Consider the following 25,554-nt stretch of genomic DNA (forward strand, 5'->3'; position numbering starts at 1 on the left):
CCAGCTCCTACCGGTGCCCACGATCTCCTGTAGGAGCTGGCGCAGCCTGCGATCTTTTGATCTTTCTGCTTCAAAACCGGGCATAGCGCATTGAACCGGTGCACGCAAACACCTCCTCCCACGGTAAGAGCCCATAAATTCGGCATTTGGGCGACTTGGCACAACCGCTGCATTACCTTTTCCAACATACATAAAGCCCAGCCTTCAACGTAGAAGGCTGCGCTGCCCGAGAGAACGGGACAAGGACAAAGGCGTCCTCGCTAGTTAACTAGCGGGACGCCTTTTTTTGTTTGCGCAAAATTTTGTCGAGCAAGGCCTGAATGCCCTGATGAGGCAGGCCCGAGCTCCCCGGAGAACCTGATGAAAAAACTAAAACTAGTGATGATCGGCAACGGCATGGCCGGGGTTCGTACTCTGGAAGAACTGCTCAAGCTGAGTAATGAGCTGTACGACATCACGGTCTTCGGCGCCGAACCCCATACCAACTACAACCGCATCCTGCTGTCGCCTGTACTGGCCGGCGAACAGACGTTCGAAGAGATCGTGCTCAACGATCTGGACTGGTACCTGGAAAACAACATCAAGCTGCTGCTCAACCGCAAAGTGGTGGAGATCGACCGGGTCAAACGCCGGGTCATCGCCGAGGACGGCACCGAGGCCGAATACGACCGTCTGCTGATTGCCACCGGCTCGACCCCGTTCATCCTGCCGATCCCCGGTAATACTTTGCAGGGCGTGATCGGCTACCGCGACATTGCCGACACCCAGGCGATGATCGACACCGCCAAGACCCACAAGCACGCCGTGGTCATCGGTGGCGGCCTGCTGGGTCTTGAAGCAGCCAACGGCCTGATGCTGCGCGGCATGCACGTCACCGTGGTGCACATCGGCGAATGGCTGCTGGAACGGCAACTGGACAAAACCAGCGGCCAGCTCCTGCAAACCGCTCTGGAAGGCCGCGGCCTGCATTTCCGTCTGTGCGAACAGACCCAGGCTCTGCACGACGCCGGCAATGGCCGGGTCGGCTCGGTGCAGTTCAAGAACGGCGACATCATCCCTGCCGACCTGGTAGTGATGGCCGCCGGTATTCGCCCCAACACCGAACTCGCGGAAAAATCCGGCATCCCGTGCAACCGCGGGATTCTGGTCAACGACACCATGCAAACCTACGACCCTCGGGTCTACGCCATCGGCGAATGCGCCAGCCACCGTGGCATCGCCTACGGTCTGGTCGCGCCGCTGTTCGAACAAGCCAAGGTCTGCGCCAACCACCTCGCCCAATTGGGCTTCGCCACCTACAAGGGTTCGGTGACGTCAACCAAATTGAAAGTCACCGGCATCGACCTGTTTTCCGCCGGCGACTTCATGGGCGGCGAAGGCACCGAAACCATCACGCTCTCCGACCCGATCGGTGGGGTTTACAAAAAACTGGTGATCAAGGATGACGTGCTGGTCGGTGCCTGTCTGTACGGCGATACGGCAGATGGCGGTTGGTATTTCCGGCAGATCCGTGAGAACCATGGCATCGGCGAGATCCGCGATCACCTGATGTTCGGCGAAAACGCCCTCGGTGACGTAGGACACCAGGGCCAGGACAAAGCCATGAGCATGGCCGACACCGCCGAAGTCTGCGGCTGCAATGGCGTGTGCAAAGGCACCATCGTCAAGGCCATTCAGGAACACGGTCTGTTCAGCGTCGATGACGTGAAAAAACACACCAAGGCTGCCAGTTCTTGCGGTTCCTGCGCGGGCCTCGTCGAGCAGATCCTGATCAACACCGTGGGCGGCGCGGCAGACGTCAAACCGAAAAGCGAAAAAGCCATCTGCGGTTGCAGCGACCTCAACCACGGGCAAATCCGCCAGGCCATCCGCGACCAGCACTTGCTGACCATCGCTGGCACCATGAGCTACCTGAACTGGCGCACCCCGAACGGTTGCGCCACATGCCGTCCGGCGCTCAACTACTACCTGATTTCCACCTGGCCAGGCGAGGCCAAGGACGATCCGCAATCGCGCCTGATCAACGAACGCGCCCACGCCAACATACAGAAAGACGGCACTTACTCTGTAGTCCCGCGGATGTGGGGCGGTGTGACCAATCCTTCAGAGCTACGGCGCATTGCCGATGTGGCCGACAAGTACAACGTGCCAATGGTCAAAGTCACCGGCGGTCAGCGCATCGACTTGCTGGGGATCAAAAAGCAGGACCTGCCAGGCGTCTGGAAAGACCTGGACATGGCGTCCGGCCACGCCTACGGCAAATCCATCCGCACCGTAAAAACCTGCGTCGGCAGCGAGTTCTGCCGCTTCGGCACCCAGAACTCCACGCAACTGGGCATCGAACTTGAGCACGACCTGTTCAACATGTGGTCGCCGCACAAAGTGAAACTGGCCGTCTCGGGTTGCCCACGCAACTGCTCGGAAGCGGGAATCAAGGACGTCGGAATTATCGGCGTGGACTCCGGCTGGGAGATGTACATCGGTGGCAATGGCGGGATCAAAACCGAAGTCGCGGAATTCTTCGTCAAACTGAAAACCGCTGAAGAAGTGCGCGAATACAACGGCGCGTTCCTGCAGCTGTATCGCGAAGAAGCCTTCTACCTTGAGCGCACCGTGCACTACCTGCAACGGGTCGGCATGGAACACATCAAGAAAGCCGTGCTGGAAGATCCGGAACGGCGCAAGGCATTGAATGATCGCCTGCAATTTTCCCTGTCGTTCGAACAGGACCCCTGGAAGGAACGCCTCGAACAGCCGCTGCTGAAAAAAGAATTCGAGGTCATTCCCGTGAAGAACCTGGAGGTGTCGGTATGAACTGGCTGGATATCTGCGCACTAGAAGAGATCAACACCCTTGGCTCACGGATCATCGCCGGCCCGAAAGGCGACATCGCGATTTTTCGTACGAGCGACGATGAGGTTTTCGCCCTCGACGACCGCTGCCCGCACAAGGGCGGCCCGCTGTCCCAGGGTTTGATCTACGGCAAGCGAGTGGCCTGCCCGCTGCACAACTGGCAGATCGATCTGGAAACCGGCGAAGCCCAGGCCCCGGATATCGGCTGTGCCCACCATCACTCGGCACGGATCGAGAACGGCCGGGTTCTGCTGGCCCTGCGGGAAGCAAGCTGATGGACCGTCAAATCACCGCCTCCACCTGCTGCTACTGCGGGGTCGGCTGCGGCGTGCTGATCGAACACGACGGCGAGCGCATCCTCGGCGTCAGCGGCGATCCGGCGCACCCGGCCAACTTCGGTAAATTGTGCAGTAAAGGTTCGACCCTGCACCTGACCGGCGACTTGGCAGCACGGGCGTTGTACCCGGAATTGCGCCTGGGCAAAGGCCTGGCCCGCAGCCGCACCGACTGGGACACGGCCCTTGATCATGCCGCCAGCGTCTTCGCCGAGACCATCGCCGAGCACGGCCCGGACAGTGTTGCGTTCTATATCTCCGGGCAGTTGTTGACCGAGGATTACTACGCCTTCAACAAACTGGCGCGAGCGCTGGTGGGCACCAACAACATCGACAGCAATTCGCGGCTGTGCATGTCTTCTGCTGTGGTCGGCTACAAGCGCAGCCTCGGCGCCGATGCTCCGCCTTGCAGCTACGAAGACCTGGAGTTGAGCGATTGCGTGATGATCGTCGGCAGCAACATGGCCTACGCCCACCCAGTACTTTTTCGTCGGCTGGAAGAGGCAAAATCCCGCCGTCCACAGATGAAAGTCATCGTCATCGACCCACGGCGCACCGACACCTGCGATTTGGCTGACATGCATTTGGCGATTCTGCCCGGTACCGATGTCGCCTTGTTCCATGGAATTTTGCACCTGTTGCTGTGGGAAGACTGGGTCGACCGCGATTTCATCAAGGCCCACACCGAAGGCTTGGCCGAGCTGAAAAACCTGGTGCGTGATTACACCCCGACAATGGTTTCGCAACTCTGTGGGATCAGCGTCGAGCAACTGCATCAATGCGCGGAATGGGTCGGCACTTCATCGAGCTTTCTGTCGCTGTGGTGCATGGGGCTGAATCAGTCCACCGCCGGCAGCGCGAAGAACAGCGCGCTGATCAACCTGCACTTGGCCACGGGACAAATCGGCCGGCCCGGTGCAGGACCTTTCTCACTGACCGGTCAGCCGAATGCCATGGGCGGCCGGGAAACCGGCAGTTTGTCGAACCTGTTGCCAGGCCATCGCGAAGCGGCCAATGCCGAACACCGCGCACAAGTGGCCGACTACTGGGGCGTTGATCAGTTGCCCGAGAACACCGGGCTGACGGCCATCGAACTGTTCGAGCAGATGCGCAGCGGCAAGATCAAAGCCCTGTGGATCGCCTGCACCAACCCTGCACAATCGCTGCCGGATCAGACCGCTGTACGCGCGGCACTGCAAGCCTGCCCGTTCGTGGTGTTGCAGGAAGCGTTTCGCACCACCGAAACCGCCGCGTTCGCCGACCTGCTGTTGCCTGCCGCCAGCTGGGGTGAAAAGGACGGCACGGTCACCAACTCCGAACGGCGGATTTCCCACGTCCGTCAGGCCATCGGCGCACCCGGTGAAGCACGGTCCGACTGGGCGATCACCGTGGATTTCGCACAGCGCCTGGAAAAACATCTGCGCCCTGGAGCAACCAGCCTGTTTGCCTTTGAAACCCCGGCGCAGGTCTTCGACGAATACAAGCACCTGACTCGCGGCCGCGACCTCGACTTGTCCGGGATCAGTCATGAATTGATCGACCAGCTCGGTCCACAGCAATGGCCCTTCCCCGCCGGTGCCCGCGAAGGCACGGCGCGGCTGTATCTCGACGGAGTGTTCCCGACCGCCAGCGGGCGTGCACAGTTCGTGACCGACCCGTATCGCGCCGCCAAGGAACAACGCGATGCGCGTTTTCCGCTGACCCTGATCACCGGCCGCCTGCGCGATCAATGGCACGGCATGAGCCGCACCGGCACCGCCGCACAGCTATTCGGCCATGTCAGCGAAGCCGTGTTGAGCCTGCATCCGGATGAACTGCGGCGGCATCGCCTGCAACCTGGCGATCTGATCAATCTGAAAAGTCGCCGAGGCTCGGTGATCGTGCCGGTCAGCAGCGACGACAGCGTACGTCCGGGCCAGGCCTTCCTGCCGATGCACTGGGGCGACCGCTTTCTCAAGGGCGGCGTGAACACCCTCACCCTTCCCGCCTTCGACCCGTTGTCGAAACAACCGGAACTCAAACACAGTGGTGTGCGACTCGAACCCGTGCAATTGCCTTGGCAGCTTTTCGCCCTGATAGAGGGTGATGTTCAACAGCACCTAGAGACGCTGCGACCGCTCTGCGAGGCGTTTTCCTACGCAAGCCTCAGCCTCACCGGCCGTGAACGCCCGGCGCTGCTGATACGCGCTGCCAGCGCCACCGCGCCAGAGCCGCAGCTGTTGCGTGATATCGATCACTACCTGGGGCTCAACGACGGCCCGGTATTGGCCTACGACGATCCTCGGCGCTCGATCGGCAAGCGAGTACGGATCGAGAGCGGTCGGATCACCGCGATTCGCCTGGCCGGTGAAACCCTCGCTCAGCACTGGCTGCAAAGCCTGTGGCTGGAAGGTCGCGCCGACGAACAGCTACGCCGTTGGTTGCTGGCGCCTTTGAGTGCGCCACCGGGCAGCGCTGGCGGTCCGGCATCGGGCACCAAAACCCTGTGCAACTGCATGAACGTCAACCAGAACGCGGTCTGTGCCGGCATCAGCCGTGGTCTGGATTTGCAGGGTTTGAAACAAGAATTGGGTTGTGGCACGCAATGCGGCTCCTGCGTTCCGGAAATCAAGCGTTTGCTGGCCGCCACTGCGCAGCCAGTCGCCGTCATCTCGTGAGGAAAACACTATGAGCGCAAAAGTCTGGCTGGTGGGTGCGGGTCCTGGCGACCCTGAATTGCTGACCCTCAAGGCGGTTCGAGCGTTGCGCGAAGCGGACGTGGTGCTGATCGACGATCTGGTCAATGACGCGGTGCTGGAGCATTGCCCGAATGCGCGAATTATTCCTGTGGGCAAGCGCGGCGGCTGTCGCTCAACGCCTCAAGCCTTCATTCATCGCCTGATGTTGCGTTACACCCGTCACGGCAAATGCGTGGTGCGGCTCAAGGGTGGCGATCCGTGCATCTTCGGGCGCGGCGGTGAAGAAGCACAGTGGCTGCGTGAGCGTGGCGTCGAGGTTGAGCTGGTCAATGGCATCACCGCGGGCCTTGCCGGCGCGACCCAATGCGATATCCCGCTGACACTAAGGGGCGTCGCGCGTGGCGTGACACTGGTCACGGCGCACACTCAGGATGACAGCAGCCTGAATTGGCAGGCCCTGGCTCAAGGAGGCACCACACTGGTGATCTACATGGGCGTGGCGAAGCTCAGTGAAATTCGCGAGCAACTGCTGGCCGGCGGAATGGCTGCCGATACGCCTGTGGCGATGATCGAAAATGCTTCCCTGCCGCACCAACGGGAATGTCGGAGCGACTTGTCAGCCATGGAAGACGATGCCGGCGACTTCCAGCTCAAAAGCCCGGCGATTCTGGTGATCGGTGCTGTGGCGGCCTGCGATGAGATCAAAAAATCGCAGCCTGCGGCAGCTCCTGCATTGGCTCGGTGTTTATCCTTGTAGGAATTAAAAGATCGCAGCCTTCGGCAGTTCCTACAGGGATAAATGCCAAATCCATGTAGGAGCTTCCGCAGGCTGCGATCTCTTAGCCGCAGCGCGCAATCAACTCTGAAACCCAAATCGCAGACAAAGAAAAGCCCGGCCTAAGCCGGGCTTTTCCAGAGCTGCGAGCTAATTACTTAGCGCTAGCTTCAACCTGCGCTTCTACGCGACGGTTTACAGCGCGACCAGCTTCAGTTTTGTTGTCAGCAACTGGGCGGGATTCGCCGTAGCCAACAGACTGAACGCGGGACGATTCAACACCGTACTGGTTGGTCAGAACTTGCTTAACGGCGTTTGCACGACGCTCGGACAGTTTCTGGTTGTAAGCGTCAGGACCGACGGAGTCAGTGTGACCTTCAACAGTAGTGGTGGTGGATGGGTACTGCTTCATGAAGTCAGCCAGGTTTTTGATGTCGCCGTAGCTGTTAGGCTTGACTACCGACTTGTCGAAGTCGAATTTCACGTCCAGCTCAACACGAACAACTTCAGCAACTGCTGGGCAGCCATCAGCGTCAACAGTTACGTTGGCGGCGGTGTCCGGGCACTTGTCAACGTTGTCGCAAACGCCATCGTTGTCGCTGTCGGAGCAGACTTCAGCTGGTGCTGGAACTGGAGCAGCAGCAGGCTTGGAGCCGCCACCGAAGTTCACACCGATACCAACACTAGGAGCCCACTCGGTGTCGCCCTGGTCGATGTTGTACTGAGCTTCAACGCCGGCACGGGCGTAGAAGTTCTCGGTGAAGTACAGCTTGGCACCGCCGCCAACGTTGGCGAAGGTGGAGCGGTTACGGCCGTTCGAACCGTTCTGGTCGATGCTCTGGTCGGAGAAACCGGCCGAGACGTACGGACGCAGCATGTCGCCTGGGTTGTTGAAGTGGTACAGAGCGTCCAGAGCAGTGTTGGCGCCCTTCACGTTCTTGCCATCATCGGCACGTACGTTGTGCACTTCGTCGTAAGCCAGACGCAGTTCAACGTCGTCGGTCAGGAAGTAACCAACAGAACCGCCGAACAGGTTGCCGTTGTTCTTGAAGTTACGAGCGCTGTCGAATTGTTCTTTCTTGGCGAAGCCTTCGATTTCAACTGCGCCTTGGCCTTGTGCCAGAGCGCCGAACGAAGTGGCGGCAATCAAAGAACCAATGGCCAAGCCCAAGGTGTTTTTCAGTTTCATCCGTTAAATCCCCATCTGGTGATTGTGAAGCAGTCCCGCAAACCGGGGGACAACTCGGCGGCAAGTCTATCAGAACTTGCCTACACGTAAGAGATATTTGCGCCGAACTAAGTTTCAGCAATGCCTGCAAATTTCTCACGCAATTTATCTAGAGCACGTTTGTAACGCATTTTTGTCGCACTCAAACCCATGTGCATGATATCCGCGATCTCTTGAAATTCCAGCTCTGCGACAAATCGTAGCACCAGAATTTCACGGTCAATCGGGTTCACATACACTAACCAGCGATCGAGTCCACCCTTATCCTCGGGTTTCGGCGTCTTTTCTTCAGACGCTTCCTCAAGGGGGTCCAGACTCAAAGCGTCCATCAAGCGACGCTTTCGCCGTTCTTTCCGATACTGCGTGATGCACTCGTTGTAGGTGATGCTATACAGCCACGTCTTGAATTTCGATTTGCCCTCGAAGTTCTTCAGACCGTAGAGCACCTTCAACATCACTTCCTGACAGACATCGTCTGCGTCACGATCGTTCCCAAGATACCGTGCACAAACGTTAAATAATGTTCGCTGGTAACGCCGCATCAGTTCTTCATAAGCGCGCGTTACGTGAAACAGCTCGGTATGCGAGCGCGCGACCAACTCCTCATCAGAGAGCTCGCGGGGGTCGTAGCGCGTGGAGAGCGATTGAGCTTTATTCAAAACAAGTCTGGCCGACAGTCAGGTCAATGTCCGCCGCAGCCCTTCAGGGCATTTTGCGGCGGCATACATTAGCAGGATTTGCCGGGTTAGCGGCTACTCACATGCTGCTCCAAGAGAATCCGATTCGAGAGAGATACTAGCTCACCCTCATCGGTCAGCACGGTGGTTTTAACCGTGCCGATCTCTTCGATCTGACCTTCGACCTCGCCAACACGCACTTGTTGCCCAACCTGATACAACTCACGCACATAGATTCCCGCAAGAATCTGACCGGCAATTTCCCGGCTTCCCAACCCCATGGCCAGCGCAACCGCCAGACCAACGGTAATCAAGACGATCACGATCACATGGTTGAGCAGATCTGTCTTGACCTCCAACTGGCTGATCGCAACCGAAATACTGATGATGATCACCAGGCCCTGGGCAATCCGTCCCAGGCCCGCGGCGTAATCAAGCCCTACGCCTTCTGCCGCGCCACGCACCAGCCCATTGGCCAGTTGCGCCAGCAAGACACCCACCAGCAGCACCAGCGCAGCGCCGAATACTTTCGGCAAATACAGCGCCAACATGTCCAGCGTAGCCGAAACCCGCTCAAGTCCAAGTGATTCTGCGGCTGAAACCAGAAAAATCAGCAGAACGAACCAATAGACGATCTTGCCGATCAACGTCGAGATCGGCACCTGAAGGCCGGCGCGGGACAGCAGTTTGGTCAGCCCGGTACCCCCCATCAGGCGATCGAGGCCCAGTTTGGCAAGCAATTTGGAGAGCAGCGTGTCCAGCAGTTTGGCCACGACAAAACCCAGCAGCAGCACAACCAGTGCGCCGAACAGGTTCGGAATGAAGTTCGCAACTTTGGTCCATAACGCAGTCATTGCAGTGACGAGGCTCTGAGTCCAGAGATCAAGTTCCATATTCAATCAGCCTTATCAGCAGTGCGAGCGGTAGGTTTACGAAGACGGGAAACCGGCGAGACATGGGCCGATCCGTTATTCAGGGCGATCATCAGCGCGGGCAGCCAACGGCCCAGCAGGCTGAACAGATCGCCGGCACCGACCTGGCGGTTGGCGGTTTTCAGCACGCGACCCAGGCAGGCATCGTCGTCACGGGCGGACGGCGAAGCTTTGAGCATGTCACGCAAAGACTGTTCAAACGGATCGTGCATACGCACCTCTCGTGATATCTGTGAAAGACGCGGTCAAATTTGGTCGGGTCACATGACTCATCATCAGAACCAGCGCAAACGTCGGAATAGCCACCACTGCGCCAGCGCTACCGAGCCTGCCAGCAAGCAGGCGATCAGGAAGCCATAAGGGCTGCTGGAGAACGGAATGCCGCCGACGTTGATACCCAAAAGACCGGTCAGAAAACTCATCGGCAAAAAGATCCCGGTGATGATCCCGAAGCGGTACATCGTGCGGTTCATGCGCACGGTCAAACGCCGGTCTTCGGCCTCCAGGACCAGCCCCACGCGCTCCCGGGTCAATTCCAGCTCCTCGAGATATCGGGTCAGGCTGTTGTTCAATTCGTTCCAGTAATCGCCATCGTCTTCAACGAACCACGGCAGTTTTATCCGGGTCAGTTGCCCGAAAATATCCCGTTGCGGTGCCAGAAAACGTTTCAGTGCGGCCGCCCTGCGACGGATCTGCAAAACAGCCCCATGCTCCGGCGTATACCGTTCGTCGGTATCCAGCTTTTCTTCTTCCTCATCGACGATTTCCGAGAGGCAGCTGACCAGATCCTGCACTTTATTGGTGAGGTATTGCGCCATATAAAGAATGAGTTCGGAGGCGGTTTTCGGCCCTTTGCCTTCGGCCAGTTGCAGCAGCAACTCATCAGTGGCGCGCAACGGCCGCAGACGCAGGGAGATCACCCGCTGGGCCGAACCGAAGATCCGCACCGAAACCATGTCTTCCGGCTCGGCACCTGGATTGAGGTTGATTCCGCGCAGAAACAGCAACAGTTCGGAGTCCGGCAGCGGCAAAAGACGCGGCCGGGTGTTCTCTTCCAGCAACAAGTCGCAACTAAATTCACTCAGACCGCTGTATTTACGCAGCCAGGTCTGGGTTTGCGGGTGACTACGATCCCAGTGCAACCACAGGCTTTCATGGGCCTGCAACTGCAAGTCATCGAGTTCAGTCCGGGCTATCGAACGCGCACCGCCTTTACCGTCCAGCACGAGGGCATGCACCAGCCCCCACTGCGCGTTTTCTTCCTCGAACATCCTCACCCCTTTAATGAAACGCGCTTTATTCAGGCATCTGCAGCGGGCTTGGCGAAATGATCACGCCGTTGTTGTCCGCGTAAACAAAGTGACCCGGGTGGAAGGTCACACCCGCGAAGGTCACGGCAACGTTGAGTTCACCAACACCGCGCCGGTCGGTTTTCATCGGGTGACTGGCCAGGGCCTGAACCCCCAGATCGGTTTGCGCGATGACGTCGACGTCGCGGATGCAACCGTAGACCACCAGCCCTTCCCAACCGTTACTGGCGGCTTTCTCGGCCAGCAGATCGCCCAACAGCGCGCGGCGCAGGGAACCACCACCGTCTACCACCAGCACTTTACCGTTACCCTTGAGCGCGACTTGCTCCTTGACCAGCGAATTATCTTCGAAACATTTGATGGTCACGATTTCGCCACCGAAAGAATCACGGCCACCGAAATTGCTGAACATCGGTTCCAGCACCTGCACCAGCTCCGGGTAGGCGTCGCACAGGTCAGGCGTGATGTAATGGTTCATCGAGAAACTCCTGGAAAAAGGAAGACAATCGAGTAGGCAGCATACGCGGGCCAAGGCTGAACGGCTGCAACGCGCCGATCGAAACAGTCACCAAAAGTGACCAGAACCGCTTAATGCGTCATATCTTAGCCGCAAGCCGTTCCAAGCGAAATGCCCTTGTTAGAGCATCAGGCTCAAACTGCCGCAGCCAAATCCGGCTTTCCACCCAACAACGGCGTCTGTTGATCCGCCAGCCAACGCGCCACCAATGGCCAGACTTCAGTCTGTGCAGCTTTGCTGACAAGCATTTCCACATGACCGAAATTATCGCCAAAGCCTTGCTCGCGGCCAAGGGTGATGAATTGCTTGTGCTCGGAGCCGACCTGATCGAACAGCTTGTGGCAGGCCCAGGTCGGGTCCTGATGATCGCCCGCGGCACTCACGGCCAACACCGGTAACTGAACCTCGGCCAAACCCGCCCACCAGTCCTTGTCGGCATCGCCAAAACGGCCGAACAGCCCGTACCAGCGCATGCTTTCCAGGGCCAGGCCAATCGGCTCGTCCTCCGGGCCGCGCTTGAGCCGTGAACCTGACAGTTGGGCAAATCGCTTGAGAATGAAGCGCCCGCTCCACTCCACCGGCGGAAACTTCAACGGCCAGTAGGTGCGGCTGACCTGTGTGCCAAAAAACGCCGCAGACGCGACGACAGGCTCGCCGATGTATTCCCCACCCAGCGCCGCCGCCAGCGTAATGCCACCCAGCGAATGACCGATCCAGTGTGGGACCTGGCCGCTTTGTTCGCGCACGAACGCGCCAATGGCCGGCAAATCATAACGCGCGTAGTCGGCGACGCGGTTCTTGCGATAGTCCTGGTTGCGCTGAGACAGGCCATGACCGCGCATTTCCGGGATCCACACATCGAACCCCAGACGCGTCAGATAAGCCCCCAACCCCAGACCTTTGGGAGAGAACCAGAATCGTCGATTGGAAAAGCTGCCGTGCAACAGAATCACCGGCACACGACGCACCGCCGGCTCATCGGCCAGGCCCAGGCGCGTCACAGCCAGTTCGACGGTGCCGTCGGGGCTGTTGCCGGGTTTCAAACGATAGACGTCTTCGCTCAGATCACCGCGCCGCTCGGCGCTGATCAGGGCGACAGGAAATAGGTTGCTGCTGCTTTGCATAATGCTCTTGCACAAAAAAGGGCGGCGTCCAGAGGAGCCCGCCCTACTTGAATATCTAAAAGAGCCGGCCAGTGTGGGAGCGAGCCTGTTCGCGAAGGACGCCAGAACAACGCGTTTATCCCGCAAGTACGCGTTATCGTTTGCGACCATCGCGAGCAGGCTCGCTCCCACAGAGAGCGGCCCGTTCACACCATCAGACCGAAGCCTGACCTTCAGCCAGGAAGAACCAGGTTTCCAGCACGGAATCGGGGTTCAGCGAAACGCTTTCGATGCCCTGTTCCATCAGCCATTTGGCCAGATCCGGGTGGTCCGAAGGACCCTGACCGCAGATGCCGATGTACTTGCCAGCCTTGTTGCATGCCTGAATAGCATTGGCCAGCAGCTTCTTGACCGCAGGATTACGCTCGTCGAACAGGTGCGCGATGATCCCGGAGTCACGGTCCAGGCCCAGTGTCAGCTGAGTCAAGTCGTTGGAGCCGATGGAGAAGCCGTCGAAGAACTCGAGGAATTCTTCAGCCAGGATCGCGTTGGAAGGCAGTTCGCACATCATGATCACGCGCAGACCGTTTTCACCACGGGCCAGACCGTTTTCGGCCAGCAGATCGACCACCTGGCTCGCCTCGCCCAGGGTGCGAACGAACGGCACCATGATTTCGACGTTGGTCAAGCCCATCTCGTTGCGCACGCGCTTGAGGGCGCGGCACTCGAGCTCGAAGCAGTCGCGGAACGATTCGCTGATGTAACGCGAAGCGCCACGGAAGCCCAGCATCGGGTTCTCTTCTTCCGGCTCGTAGAGTTTGCCGCCGATCAGGTTCGCGTATTCGTTGGACTTGAAGTCCGACAGACGCACGATGACCTTTTTCGGCCAGAACGCTGCCGCCAGGGTGCTGATGCCCTCGACCAGTTTCTCGACATAGAAACCGACCGGGTCGTTGTAACCGGCAATGCGCTTGTCGACGCTGTCCTTGATTTCTTGCGGCAGGCCGTCGTAGTTCAACAGCGCTTTGGGGTGCACGCCGATCATGCGGTTGATGATGAATTCCAGACGGGCCAGGCCCACACCGGCGTTCGGCAGCTGCGCGAAGTCGAAGGCGCGGTCAGGGTTGCCGACGTTCATCATGATCTTGAACGGCAGATCCGGCATGGCATCCACGGAGTTTTTCTTGATGTCGAAGCCCAGTTCGCCTTCGAAGATGTAACCGGTGTCGCCTTCAGCGCAGGACACGGTCACGCCCTGGCCATCTTTCAACAGCTGGGTGGCGTTACCGCAACCGACCACGGCCGGGATACCCAGCTCGCGAGCGATGATCGCCGCGTGGCAGGTACGACCGCCACGGTTGGTGACGATGGCGCTGGCGCGCTTCATCACCGGTTCCCAATCCGGGTCGGTCATGTCGGAAACCAGAACATCGCCCGGCTGGACTTTGTCCATTTCGGACACGTCCTTGATGATCCGCACCTTGCCGGCGCCGATGCGCTGGCCGATGGCGCGACCTTCCACCAGCACGGTGCCGGTTTCTTTCAACAGGTAACGTTCCATGACGTTGGCCGAAGTGCGGCTCTTCACGGTTTCAGGACGAGCCTGAACGATGTAGAGCTTGCCGTCGTCACCGTCTTTGGCCCATTCGATGTCCATCGGGCACTTGTAGTGCTTTTCGATGATCATCGCTTGCTTGGCCAGCTCGCTGACTTCGGCGTCGCTCAGGCAGAAACGTGCACGATCAGCCTTGTCTACGTCGATGGTCTTGACCGACTTACCGGCCGTGGCCACTTCGCCGTAGATCATCTTGATGGCTTTGCTGCCCAGGTTGCGACGCAGGATGGCCGGACGACCGGCTTCCAGCGTGCCTTTGTGGACATAGAATTCATCCGGATTCACCGCGCCTTGTACGACGGTCTCACCCAGGCCGTAAGCGCCGGTGATGAACACCACGTCACGGAAGCCCGATTCGGTATCGAGGGTGAACATCACGCCGGCGGTGCCGGTTTCGGAGCGGACCATGCGCTGCACGCCGGCCGACAGGGCAACCAGCTTATGGTCGAAGCCCTGGTGGACGCGGTAGGAAATCGCACGGTCGTTGAACAGGGAAGCGAACACTTCTTTGGCGGCGCGAATAACGTTCTCGACACCACGGATGTTCAGGAAGGTTTCCTGCTGACCGGCGAAGGAAGCGTCCGGCAAGTCTTCGGCGGTAGCGGAAGAGCGCACGGCCACGGCCATGTCAGGGTTGCCGGCCGACAGCGTGGCGAACGCGGTGCGGATCTCGGCGTTGAGCTTCTCGGGAAACTCGGCTTCCATGATCCATTGACGGATCTGGGCGCCGGTTTTGGCCAGGGCGTTGACATCATCGACATCCAGCGCGTCGAGGGCGGCATGGATCTGATCGTTCAGACCGCTCAGTTCCAGGAAGTCACGATATGCCTGAGCTGTCGTGGCGAAGCCACCGGGAACCGATACACCGGCACCTGCAAGGTTACTGATCATCTCGCCCAGGGATGCGTTCTTGCCCCCCACATGCTCTACATCATGGACGCCGAGCTTATCGAGGGAAACTACGTACTCTACCAAGGTGATCTCTCCACTAACTGTGTTGGAAAAGCTCAGAAGCCGGCGACTCGGGGGAGCATTTGCCGGCTGTATGGCCTGGACCTGGAAAATAAGTGAGAATGCTGGCCACTGGCGGCCGACAAATCGCGCCTATCATATCCAAGAATCGTTACTAGCTTAAGGCCCAAGGTGCAAATGAAACGATCTGCTTTCTTTATCTCCGATGGCACGGGCATTACGGCCGAAACCCTCGGTCAAAGCCTGTTGGCGCAGTTCGAAAACATTACCTTCAGCAAAATCACGCGGCCCTACATCGACAACGCGGATAAAGCGCGGGCCATGGTACAACAAATCAACAAAGCCGCCGAAAACGATGGTTTTCGTCCGATTATTTTCGACACCATTGTCAATCAGGACATTCGTGAGATCCTCGCAACGTCCAATGGTTTCATGATTGACATTTTCTCGACCTTCCTGGCCCCGCTGGAACAGGAACTGACCGAGCATTCTTCCTACACCGTCGGCAAATCCCACTCCATCGGTGGCAACTCCAATTACATGGAGCGCATCGAGGCGGTGAACTTCGCCCTCGACAATGACGACGGCGCCCGCACGCACTATTACGACAAGGCCGACCTGATACTAGTGGGCGTGTCGCGATGTGGTAAGACGCCGACGTGCCTGTATATGGCGATGCAATTCGGCATCCGCGCCGCCAATTATCCGCTGACCGAAGACGACATGGAGCGCCTGCAACTGCCAACCGCGCTGCGCGCCCATCATCACAAGCTGTTCGGCCTGACCATCGACCCGGACCGCCTCACGGCGATTCGCAACGAACGCAAGCCCAACAGCCGTTATTCGAGCTACGCGCAATGTGAATTCGAAGTGCGCGAGGTGGAGAATCTGTTTCGCCGCGAGAACATTGCCCACATCAATTCCACGCATTTCTCCGTGGAAGAGATCTCAGCGAAGATTTTAGTAGAGAAAGGTGTGGAGCGACGGTTCAAGTAGTTCTTTAGCGCCTGTCAGGCCGCCTTCGCGAGCAAGCCGCTCCCACATTTGATCTTCAGCGAACACAGATTTTGTGTACGACAAAGATCGAATGTGGGAGCGGGCTTGCTCGCGAAGAACGATAACTCGGTCTCCTAGATCACAAACAAATCCACAAACCGGTTCACCGCCGTCTCCTCAAGCCGCGCCTGATCCTTGCACAACGCAAAAATCTCGGCACTGCGCTGCGCCGTGAAGCGCGTCGCCAGATTGGCCTTGAACTTGTCTTCCAGCAGCGCAATGCCATCGGTGCGGCGACGGCGATGGCCGATCGGGTATTCCACCACGACGTTTTTGGTGCTGGAGCCGTCCTTGAAGAACACCTGGATCGCGTTGGCGATAGAGCGTTTGTCCGGCTCCAGGTATTCGCGAGTGAAGCGCGGGTCTTCGACGATGACCATTTTTTCGCGCAGCACATCGATGATCGGATGCACGGCGTGGAAGTCGTCTTCATATTGCTCGGCCACCAGATTACCGAACACCAAGGGTACGGCGGTCATGTACTGGATGCAGTGGTCGCGGTCCGCAGCGTTGGCCAGCGGGCCGACTTTGGAGATGATGCGGATCGCCGATTCATGGGTGGTGATGACGATTCTGTCGATTTCGTGCAGGCGATTCCTGACCAATGGATGCAAGGTGACGGCGGCCTCGCAGGCGGTTTGCGCGTGGAACTCGGCGGGAAAGCTGATCTTGAACAGCACGTTTTCCATCACGTAGCTGCCGAACGGCCGGGAAAAGGTGAAGGTACGTTTGTCTTCAGGCTTGAGCGCCAGATCGTTGTTGGTGTGGCTGAACAGTACGTCGTAGAAACCCCATTGTTTGGCGGTCAGTACACCAGGAATGCCCATCTCCCCGCGCATCGCAATGTCCGCCAGACGCACGCCACGGCTGGACGCATCCCCTGCCGCCCAGGATTTACGCGACCCGGCATTCGGCGCATGCCGATAAGTACGCAGCGCCTGGCCATCGGCAAAGGCATGGGACAACGCCGACAGCAGTTGCTCGCGATTGGCGCCCATGAGCTTGGCGGTAACGGCGGTCGAGGCGACTTTCACCAGGATGACGTGGTCGATGCCGACGCGGTTGAACGAGTTTTCCAGTGCGATCACGCCCTGAATTTCGTGAGCCATGATCATGGCGTCCAGCACCACGCGAATGGTCAGCGGGGTATCGCCATTGGCCAGGCGTTTTTGCGACAGGTGGTCGGCCACCGCGAGAATGGCGCCAAGGTTATCGGACGGATGCCCCCATTCGGCGGCGAGCCAGGTGTCGTTGTAATCGAGCCAGCGGACGATACAACCGATATCCCAGGCGGCTTTGACCGGATCGAGACGGTAACTGGTGCCCGGCACGCGAGCGCCAAAAGGGACGACAGTGCCTTCGACGATAGGTCCCAGGTGTTTGGTGCATTCGGGGAAACGCAGGGCCAGCAGACCGCAGCCGAGGGTGTCCATCAGGCAATTGCGGGCGGTATCCAGCGCCTCGGTAGATTCGATTTTGAAGTTGAGGACGTAGTCGGCGATGTCCTGCAGGACCGTGTCGTAGTCGGGGCGGTTGTTCAGGTCGACGTTGGCGCTCATGTTCGATTCACTCGGTCAGTGGTTCGCTGATGGGACCTCGGCTCAGGATCAATCTTAGTGGGTAACGCCATTCTTGTTATTGAAATGCAGTCCACTGTGGGAGCGAGCCTGCTCGCGATGGCGATGCGACGGACAACATAGATGTTGAATGTTATGGCCTCATCGCGGGCAAGCCCGCTCCCACAGGGTTTTGGGTGACTTCTAAATTTAAGTTAGAAACAATCCCCCGGCACGCGAACATAACCTTCCATCAACACCCGCGCACTGCGGCTCATGATGGCTTTGTTCACGGTCCATTCACCGTTGACCTGACTGGCCTCGGCGCCCACGCGCAAGGTGCCGGAGGGATGACCGAAGCGCACGGCGTTGCGTTCGATGCCGCCCGCCGCCAGGTTCACCAACGTGCCGGAAATCGCCGCTGCCGTGCCGATGGCCACCGCTGCCGTGCCCATCATCGCGTGGTGCAGTTTGCCCATGGACAGCGCGCGCACCAGCAAGTCAATGTCGGTAGCCGCAATCGCCTTGCCGCTGGACGCAATGTAATCCGCCGGTTTGGCGACGAACGCCACCTTTGGTGTGTGCTGACGCTTGGTCGCTTCGTCCAGGTGCTGAATCAGCCCCATGCGCAGCGCACCGTAAGCGCGGATGGTTTCGAACATCGCCAGAGCCTTCAGGTCGCCGTTGATCGCGCCCTGCAATTCGGTGCCGGTGTAGCCGATGTCTTCGGCATTGATAAAAATGGTTGGGATGCCGGCGTTGATCAGGGTCGCCTTGAGCGTACCGACGCCCGGCACTTCGAGGTCATCCACCAGATTGCCGGTGGGGAACATCGAACCACCGCCACCCTCTTCTTCCGCCGCCGGGTCCATGAATTCGAGCTGCACTTCGGCCGCCGGAAAGGTCACGCCGTCGAGTTCGAAATCGCCGGTTTCCTGGACCTCACCGTTGGTGATCGGCACATGGGTGATGATGGTCTTGCCGATGTTGGCCTGCCACACGCGCACCACCGCCACACCGTTGTGTGGAATGCGGCTGGCGTCCACCAGGCCATTGCTGATGGCGAATGAACCGACCGCCGCCGACAGGTTGCCGCAGTTGCCGCTCCAGTCAACGAAAGGCTTGTCGATGGAAACCTGACCGAACAGGTAATCGACGTCATGGTCGGCCTTGAGGCTTTTCGACAGGATCACGGTTTTGCTGGTGCTGGACGTCGCACCGCCCATGCCGTCGATTTGCTTGTCGTAAGGGTCGGGGCTGCCGATCACTCGCAGCAACAACGCATCGCGAGCCGGGCCGGGAACCCGTGCCGCTTCGGGCAGGTCTTTCAGGCTGAAGAACACGCCTTTGCTGGTGCCGCCGCGCATGTAGGTGGCAGGGATTTTGATCTGAGGTGCGTGAGCCATATTGATCCTTGTCGGCCAGCGCGGGACTTAAATCCCGCGCGGCTCGTCGTGTTAAACGGCAACCGCCGATTCTTCGAGGAAGTCCTGAGCGAAACGCTGCAACACGCCGCCGGCCTCGTAGATCGACACTTCTTCGGCGGTGTCGAGGCGGCAGGTCACCGGCACTTCGACGCGTTCGCCATTCTTGCGATTGATCACCAGCGTCAGCGTCGCACGCGGGGTGCGGTCGCCGATCACGTCGTAGGTTTCGCTGCCATCGATGGCCAGGGTGTGACGATCGGTGCCCGGCTGGAACTCCAACGGCAGCACGCCCATGCCCACCAGGTTGGTGCGGTGGATGCGCTCGAAACCTTCAGCGGCGATCGCCTCCACACCCGCCAGACGCACACCTTTGGCCGCCCAGTCGCGGGACGAACCCTGACCATAGTCGGCGCCGGCAATGATGATCAGCGGTTGCTTGCGTTCCATGTAGGTTTCGATGGCTTCCCACATGCGCATGACCTGGCCTTCCGGCTCGACCCGCGCCAGGGAACCCTGCTTTACCTTGCCGTTTTCCTGAACCATTTCGTTGAACAGTTTCGGGTTGGCGAACGTCGCGCGCTGCGCGGTCAAGTGATCACCGCGGTGCGTGGCGTAGGAGTTGAAGTCTTCTTCCGGCAGGCCCATTTTCGCCAGGTATTCACCGGCGGCGCTGTCGAGCATGATCGCGTTGGAAGGCGACAGGTGATCGGTGGTGATGTTGTCCGGCAGCACCGCCAACGGGCGCATGCCCTTGAGCGGACGAGCGCCGGCCAGCGCGCCTTCCCAATACGGCGGACGGCGGATGTAGGTGCTCATTTCACGCCAGTCATACAGCGGCGTGACCTTTGGACCGGTGTCTTCGTGGATGGCGAACATCGGAATGTACACTTGGCGGAACTGCTCTGGTTTCACCGAAGCCTTGACCACCGCGTCGATTTCTTCATCGCTCGGCCAGATGTCTTTCAGGCGGATTTCCTTGCCGTTCGCGTCCAGGCCCAGCACATCTTTTTCGATGTCGAAACGGATGGTCCCGGCGATGGCGTAAGCCACCACCAAGGGCGGCGAAGCCAGGAAGGCGTTTTTGGCGTACGGGTGAATCCGCCCGTCGAAGTTACGGTTACCGGAGAGTACGGCCGTGGCGTACAGATCGCGGTCGATGATTTCCTGTTGGATCACCGGGTCCAGCGCGCCGGACATGCCGTTGCATGTGGTGCAGGCGAAGGCCACGACGCCGAAGCCGAGTTGCTCCAGTTCTTTAGTCAGCCCGGCTTCATCCAGATACAGCGCCACGGTTTTCGAGCCCGGCGCCAGCGAGGATTTGACCCACGGCTTGCGGCTCAGCCCGAGCTTGTTGGCGTTGCGCGCCAGCAGGCCCGCGGCAATCACGTTGCGTGGGTTGCTGGTGTTGGTGCAACTGGTGATGGCGGCGATGATCACCGCGCCGTCCGGCATCTGGCCGGGCACGTCATCCCACTGGCCGGAGATGCCTTGCGCCGCGAGATCAGACGTAGCGACACGGGCGTGCGGGTTGCTCGGGCCGGCCATGTTGCGCACCACCGAGGACAGGTCGAAGCTCAACCCACGCTCGTATTGCGCGCCTTTCAGGCTGTCAGCCCAGAGGCCGGTCTGCTTGGCGTAATTCTCCACAAGCTGCACTTGCTCGTCTTCACGGCCGGTGAGCTTCAGGTAGTCGATAGTCTGTTGGTCGATGTAGAACATAGCCGCCGTAGCGCCGTATTCCGGGGCCATGTTGGAAATGGTCGCGCGGTCGCCCAAGGTCAGCGCCGAAGCCCCTTCACCGAAAAACTCCAGCCATGCGCCGACGACTTTTTGTTTGCGCAGGTACTCGGTCAGCGCCAGCACCATGTCGGTGGCGGTGATGCCCGGTTGCAGCTTGCCAGTGAGTTCGACACCGACGCTTTCCGGCAGACGCATCCACGATGCGCGACCGAGCATCACGCTTTCGGCTTCCAGGCCACCAACACCAATAGCGATCACGCCCAGCGCATCGACGTGCGGGGTGTGACTGTCGGTGCCGACGCAGGTATCGGGGAAGGCCACGCCGTCACGCACCTGAATCACCGGCGACATTTTCTCCAGGTTGATTTGGTGCATGATCCCGTTACCCGGCGGGATCACATCGACGTTCTTGAAGGCTTTTTTGGTCCAGTTGATGAAGTGGAAACGGTCTTCGTTGCGACGGTCTTCGATGGCGCGGTTCTTCTCGAACGCCTCGGGATCGAAGCCACCGCGTTCAACGGCCAGGGAGTGGTCAACGATCAACTGCGTCGGCACCACCGGGTTCACTTGCGCCGGATCGCCACCTTGCAGGGCGATGGCATCGCGCAGGCCGGCGAGGTCCACCAGGGCGGTCTGGCCAAGAATGTCGTGGCACACCACGCGGGCCGGGAACCACGGAAAATCGAGGTCGCGTTTGCGCTCGATGAATTGCTTCAGGGATTCGGTGAGCGTGGCCGGGTCGCAGCGACGCACGAGGTTTTCCGCCAGCACGCGGGAGGTATACGGCAGGGTGTCGTAGGCGCCGGGCGCAATGGCATCGACCGCCGCGCGGACGTCGAAATAATCCAGATGGCTGCCGGGCAGCGGTTTGCGGAATTCAGTGTTCATCGTCAGGACTCGGTCACGGTGGTTTCAAAGGGTGGGCGCCTGGCGCAGCTCCTGTAGGAGCGAAGCTTGCTCGCGAAAGCGGTCTGTCAGCCGACACTGATGTTGAATGTCAGTCCGTCTTCGCGAGCAAGCTTCGCTCCTACAGGGGGCTTGGTTCATTCAGCCAATGTGCCCCACCAGTCAGCGTTGTTCGATTGGCACGAACTTGCGCTGTTCGACGCCGACGTATTCGGCGCTCGGGCGGATGATGCGGTTGTTGGCACGTTGTTCGAACACATGCGCCGCCCAGCCGGTCAGGCGCGAGCAGACGAAGATCGGTGTGAACAACTTGGTCGGAATGCCCATGAAGTGGTACGTCGACGCATGGTAGAAGTCGGCGTTCGGGAACAGTTTTTTCTGTTCCCACATGGTCTTGTCGATGGCTTCGGAAACCGGGAACAGCACCGTGTCACCCACTTCGTCAGCGAGTTTTTTCGACCAGGCCTTGATCACCTCGTTGCGCGGATCGTTGTCCTTATAGATCGCGTGGCCGAAGCCCATGATCTTGTCCTTGCGCTCAAGCATGCCGAGGGTGCCTTTGATCGCCTCTTCCGGCGACGAAAAGCGCTCGATCATTTCCATCGCCGCTTCGTTGGCGCCACCGTGCAGTGGGCCGCGCAGGGAACCGATGGCCGCCGTGATGCAGGAATACAGATCCGACAGGGTCGAGGCGCACACCCGAGCGGTGAAGGTCGAGGCGTTGAACTCGTGTTCCGCGTAGAGGATCAGCGAAACGTTCATCACCTTGACGTGCAACTCGCTCGGTTTCTTGTCGTGCAACAAGTGCAGGAAATGGCCGCCGATACAGGCTTCGTCGGTCACGCAATTGATGCGTTTGCCGTCGTGGCTGAAGCGATACCAGTAGCACATGATCGCCGGGAACGCGGCCAGCAGGCGGTCGGTTTTGTCGTGTTGCTCGGAGAAGTCTTTCTCCGGTTCGATGTTGCCCAGGAACGAGCAACCGGTGCGCATCACGTCCATCGGATGGGCATCAGCGGGGATGCGTTCCAGCACTTCTTTCAGCGCTTGCGGCAGGTCGCGCAGCTTGCTCAGTTTCTCGGTGTAGGCCGCCAGTTGCGCCTTGGTCGGCAGCTCGCCGTACAGCAGCAGGTAAGCCACTTCTTCGAATTGTGCGTCAGCCGCCAGTTCGCGAACGTCATAGCCGCGATAGGTCAGGCCTGCGCCCGACTGGCCCACGGTGGACAGTGCGGTTTGCCCGGCAACCTGGCCACGGAGCCCGGCGCCACTGAGTACTTTTGCTTCGGCCATTGCTGTCTCCAGTTTTCTTGAATTTGTTAGGGAAACTTGTAGGAGCGAAGCTTGCTCGCGAACGCGGTGTCTCAGACGATATTAATGTTGAATGTCAGTCTGTCTTCGCGAGCAAGCTTCGCTCCTACAGGGTTTTCATTATTTTTTGCGGCAAACAACGCATCGAGCTTCTGCTCGAAGGTGTGGTAATCGATACGATCGTAAAGCTCCATGCGCGTCTGCATGGTGTCGATGACGTTCTGTTGCGTGCCGTCGCGGCGGATCGCGGTGTAGACGTTTTCCGCAGCTTTGTTCATCGCACGGAACGCCGACAGCGGGTACAGCACCAACGACACATCGGCGGCGGCGAGCTGCTCGGTGGTGTACAGCGGCGTCGCGCCAAATTCGGTGATGTTGGCCAGGATCGGCGCTTTCACGCGGCTGGCGAACAATTTGTACATCTCAAGCTCGGTGATCGCTTCCGGGAACACCATGTCGGCGCCGGCTTCGATGCATGCAGCCGCGCGTTCCAGCGCAGATTCAAGACCTTCCACCGCCAGGGCGTCGGTGCGGGCCATGATCACGAAGCTGTCGTCGGTGCGGGCATCGACGGCCGCTTTGATGCGGTCGACCATTTCCTGCAGCGAGACGATCTCTTTATTAGGACGGTGACCGCAGCGCTTGGCGCCGACCTGGTCTTCGATATGAATCGCCGCCGCGCCGAACTTGATCATCGACTTCACGGTACGGGCGACGTTGAACGCCGAAGAACCGAAACCGGTATCCACGTCCACCAACAGCGGCAAGTCGCAGACGTCAGTGATCCGACGTACGTCGGTCAGCACGTCATCCAGACCGGTAATCCCCAGGTCAGGCACGCCCAGAGAGCCGGCAGCCACCCCGCCACCCGACAGGTAAATAGCCTTGAAACCGGCGCGCTTGGCCAGCAGTGCGTGGTTGGCGTTGATCGTGCCGACCACTTGCAGCGGATGTTCGCTGGCGACCGCATCGCGGAAACGCTGGCCTGGAGTGCTCTTGTTGGAACTCATGACTCACCTCGTTCAGTGGCTGTCGGGTTAGCGCCGTCCTGGTAGTGACGGGCGATATTGCGTTTGGAGGCGCCGATATGACGGCGCATCAACAACTCGGCCAATTCACCGTCACGGTCGGCGATGGCATCGAGAATTCGGTGGTGTTCGGCAAACGCCTGGCGCGGCCGATTGGGCGTGGTGGAAAACTGGATGCGGTACATGCGCACCAGTTGATAGAGCTCACCGCACAGCATCTGGGTCAGGGTGCGGTTGCCGCTGCCCTGAATGATCCGGTAATGAAAGTCGAAATCGCCTTCCTGCTGGTAGTAGCCGACACCAGCCTGAAACGCCGCATCGCGCTCATGGGTTTCCAGCACCCGACGCAGTTCGTCGATTTCTTCGACCGTCATGCGTTCAGCCGCCAGACGGCACGCCATGCCTTCCAGGGATTCGCGAATTTCGTAGAGTTCCAGCAGTTCGGCGTGGCTCAGCGACACCACTCGCGCGCCGACGTGCGGCACGCGAACCAGCAGGCGCTGGCCTTCCAGGCGGTGAATCGCCTCACGCAACGGCCCGCGACTAATGCCGTAGGTGCGCGCCAGCTCCGGCTCGGAGATCTTGCTGCCTGGGGCGATCTCGCCTTTGACGATGGCCGCCTGAATGCGTCGGAAGACGTTTTCGGAAAGTGTTTCCGAGTCGTCCTGAACTGTGACCGGGGGATCGAGTTGATCCAGCATATTGTCGACACCTTTAAAACCAATGCCGCAAAAACTAGCGAATATGGCCGGTTACGTCAAAGGATAATTCGATATTGTCGACAATCGTCTAATAACCCGCTGCACCATAAGGAAGCAACACCTCAAGTTATAGCCGTCGGCCAACGCTGGCGCCATATACCCACCGTGCTAGAATGCCGCCCGCATTTGCTTGTCATCTGCATTGCCTGTCATAAAAACGGATAGGCATACGAGGGAGCTTGTGCAGCAATGCCAGGGCCTTGAATTGAAGAACGGACCGCTGCGCACCAGGATTTATGAGACTCAAGCCCTTCGCCACATTCCTTTGTCTTTTTGGCCTGCCAGGTTTCGCCGCGGCAGGGGAAAAGACTGTGTACGGCCTCAATGAGTACGCTTCGCTGGATGGCATCAATCTGCAAGTCGCCGCCAAACTCGACACCGGGGCGAAAACCGCTTCGCTGAGTGCCCGCGACATCAAACGTTTCAAACGCAATGGCGAATCCTGGGTGCGCTTCTATCTGGCTATCGACGCCGCGCATTCGCACCCGATCGAACGACCGCTGGCCCGTGTCAGCAAGATCAAGCGCCGGGCCGGTGACTACGACCCGGAAGAAGGCAAGAAGTACACCGCCCGTCCGGTCATCGAGCTGGATATCTGCATGGGTTCGGCGTTACGCAGCATCGAAGTGAACTTGACCGACCGCAGCGCCTTCCAATACCCGCTCTTGATCGGCTCCGAGGCACTCAAACGTTTCGATGCGCTGGTCGACCCCAGTCTTAAATACGCTGCTGGCAAACCCGCCTGCGCCACCGACGCACATACCGCAGAGTAATTCC

19 protein-coding genes and 1 pseudogene are annotated in these 25,554 nt (G+C 59.3%); 6 read left to right on the forward strand and 14 right to left on the reverse strand.

What is annotated here, in order from left to right; genetic code table 11:
- Positions 1-360: 360 nt before the first annotated feature.
- Genes nirB through cobA form a run of 4 tightly spaced genes read left to right on the forward strand, consistent with a single transcriptional unit; the run spans position 361 to position 6,623 of the window.
- Positions 361-2,814: a nitrite reductase large subunit NirB gene (gene nirB / locus AB4O41_RS07625; protein WP_367372270.1), complete on the forward strand. Its 2,454-nt coding sequence runs from the start codon at positions 361-363 to the stop codon at positions 2,812-2,814.
- Positions 2,811-3,128 carry a nitrite reductase small subunit NirD gene (gene nirD, locus AB4O41_RS07630; RefSeq protein WP_460146989.1) on the forward strand — a complete coding sequence of 106 codons (318 nt, stop codon included), beginning with the start codon at positions 2,811-2,813 and terminating at the stop codon, positions 3,126-3,128. The genes nirB and nirD overlap by 4 nt, the downstream gene beginning before the upstream one ends.
- Positions 3,128-5,845, forward strand: coding sequence for a nitrate reductase (locus AB4O41_RS07635; RefSeq protein ID WP_460146991.1), 2,718 nt, complete (start codon positions 3,128-3,130; stop codon positions 5,843-5,845). Before nirD ends, AB4O41_RS07635 begins: the two co-directional genes overlap by 1 nt.
- Positions 5,846-5,855: 10 nt before the next feature.
- Complete coding sequence (cobA, locus tag AB4O41_RS07640) at positions 5,856-6,623, forward strand: uroporphyrinogen-III C-methyltransferase (RefSeq protein WP_460146993.1); 768 nt, start codon at positions 5,856-5,858, stop codon at positions 6,621-6,623.
- 172 nt (positions 6,624-6,795) lie between these two features.
- On the opposite strand, the gene AB4O41_RS07645 is transcribed toward cobA, so the two are convergent.
- The 8 genes from AB4O41_RS07645 to ppsA all read right to left on the reverse strand — a co-directional run bounded on the left by AB4O41_RS07645 (position 6,796) and on the right by ppsA (position 14,998).
- Complete coding sequence (locus tag AB4O41_RS07645) at positions 6,796-7,830, reverse strand: OmpA family protein (protein ID WP_460146994.1); 1,035 nt, start codon at positions 7,828-7,830, stop codon at positions 6,796-6,798.
- A gap of 107 nt (positions 7,831-7,937) precedes the next feature.
- Complete coding sequence (sigX, locus tag AB4O41_RS07650; protein WP_010456518.1) at positions 7,938-8,528, reverse strand: RNA polymerase sigma factor SigX; 591 nt, start codon at positions 8,526-8,528, stop codon at positions 7,938-7,940.
- A gap of 86 nt (positions 8,529-8,614) precedes the next feature.
- The gene (locus tag AB4O41_RS07655) at positions 8,615-9,439 is read right to left on the reverse strand and encodes a mechanosensitive ion channel family protein (protein WP_007902078.1); all 825 of its coding nucleotides are present in this window, start codon (positions 9,437-9,439) and stop codon (positions 8,615-8,617) included.
- 2 nt (positions 9,440-9,441) lie between these two features.
- Entirely contained in the window at positions 9,442-9,690 is a 249-nt protein-coding gene (locus tag AB4O41_RS07660; RefSeq protein ID WP_460146997.1) for a CrfX protein, read from the reverse strand.
- Positions 9,691-9,753: 63 nt separating this feature from the next.
- Positions 9,754-10,749: a zinc transporter ZntB gene (locus AB4O41_RS07665; protein WP_460146999.1), complete on the reverse strand. Its 996-nt coding sequence runs from the start codon at positions 10,747-10,749 to the stop codon at positions 9,754-9,756.
- Positions 10,750-10,774: 25 nt separating this feature from the next.
- Positions 10,775-11,266, reverse strand: coding sequence for a ribonuclease E activity regulator RraA (gene rraA / locus AB4O41_RS07670; protein WP_460147001.1), 492 nt, complete (start codon positions 11,264-11,266; stop codon positions 10,775-10,777).
- Between the two features lie 173 nt (positions 11,267-11,439).
- Positions 11,440-12,429, reverse strand: coding sequence for an alpha/beta fold hydrolase (locus AB4O41_RS07675; protein ID WP_460147003.1), 990 nt, complete (start codon positions 12,427-12,429; stop codon positions 11,440-11,442).
- A gap of 193 nt (positions 12,430-12,622) precedes the next feature.
- Positions 12,623-14,998, reverse strand: a complete 2,376-nt coding sequence (ppsA, locus tag AB4O41_RS07680; RefSeq protein ID WP_038979908.1) for a phosphoenolpyruvate synthase — start codon at positions 14,996-14,998, stop codon at positions 12,623-12,625.
- A 174-nt stretch (positions 14,999-15,172) separates the two neighbouring features.
- Here ppsA and ppsR point away from each other — a divergent pair, with 174 nt between their 5' ends.
- Entirely contained in the window at positions 15,173-15,991 is an 819-nt protein-coding gene (gene ppsR / locus AB4O41_RS07685; protein ID WP_007902088.1) for a posphoenolpyruvate synthetase regulatory kinase/phosphorylase PpsR, read from the forward strand.
- A 134-nt stretch (positions 15,992-16,125) separates the two neighbouring features.
- Here ppsR and prpD read toward each other — a convergent pair whose 3' ends face one another.
- From prpD to AB4O41_RS07715, 6 genes and pseudogenes are all read right to left on the reverse strand, one after another.
- Entirely contained in the window at positions 16,126-17,610 is a 1,485-nt protein-coding gene (gene prpD / locus AB4O41_RS07690; protein ID WP_460147005.1) for a 2-methylcitrate dehydratase, read from the reverse strand.
- 212 nt (positions 17,611-17,822) lie between these two features.
- Positions 17,823-19,013: a 2-methylaconitate cis-trans isomerase PrpF gene (prpF, locus tag AB4O41_RS07695; RefSeq protein ID WP_460147007.1), complete on the reverse strand. Its 1,191-nt coding sequence runs from the start codon at positions 19,011-19,013 to the stop codon at positions 17,823-17,825.
- A gap of 51 nt (positions 19,014-19,064) precedes the next feature.
- Positions 19,065-21,662, reverse strand: coding sequence for a Fe/S-dependent 2-methylisocitrate dehydratase AcnD (gene acnD / locus AB4O41_RS07700; RefSeq protein ID WP_460147009.1), 2,598 nt, complete (start codon positions 21,660-21,662; stop codon positions 19,065-19,067).
- A 180-nt stretch (positions 21,663-21,842) separates the two neighbouring features.
- Positions 21,843-22,970, reverse strand: a complete 1,128-nt coding sequence (gene prpC, locus AB4O41_RS07705) for a bifunctional 2-methylcitrate synthase/citrate synthase (RefSeq protein WP_063343006.1) — start codon at positions 22,968-22,970, stop codon at positions 21,843-21,845.
- Between the two features lie 137 nt (positions 22,971-23,107).
- Positions 23,108-23,998: pseudogene (gene prpB / locus AB4O41_RS07710) on the reverse strand (methylisocitrate lyase); the annotation flags it as partial.
- Positions 23,995-24,717: a GntR family transcriptional regulator gene (locus tag AB4O41_RS07715; RefSeq protein ID WP_007902102.1), complete on the reverse strand. Its 723-nt coding sequence runs from the start codon at positions 24,715-24,717 to the stop codon at positions 23,995-23,997. The gene AB4O41_RS07715 and the pseudogene prpB, both read right to left, overlap by 4 nt.
- A gap of 296 nt (positions 24,718-25,013) precedes the next feature.
- On the opposite strand from AB4O41_RS07715, the gene rloA reads away from it, so the two are divergent.
- Positions 25,014-25,550, forward strand: coding sequence for a retropepsin-like aspartic peptidase RloA (gene rloA / locus AB4O41_RS07720; RefSeq protein WP_460147012.1), 537 nt, complete (start codon positions 25,014-25,016; stop codon positions 25,548-25,550).
- Positions 25,551-25,554 lie beyond the last annotated feature (4 nt).

The organism is Pseudomonas sp. S2_A02 (assembly GCF_054668495.1).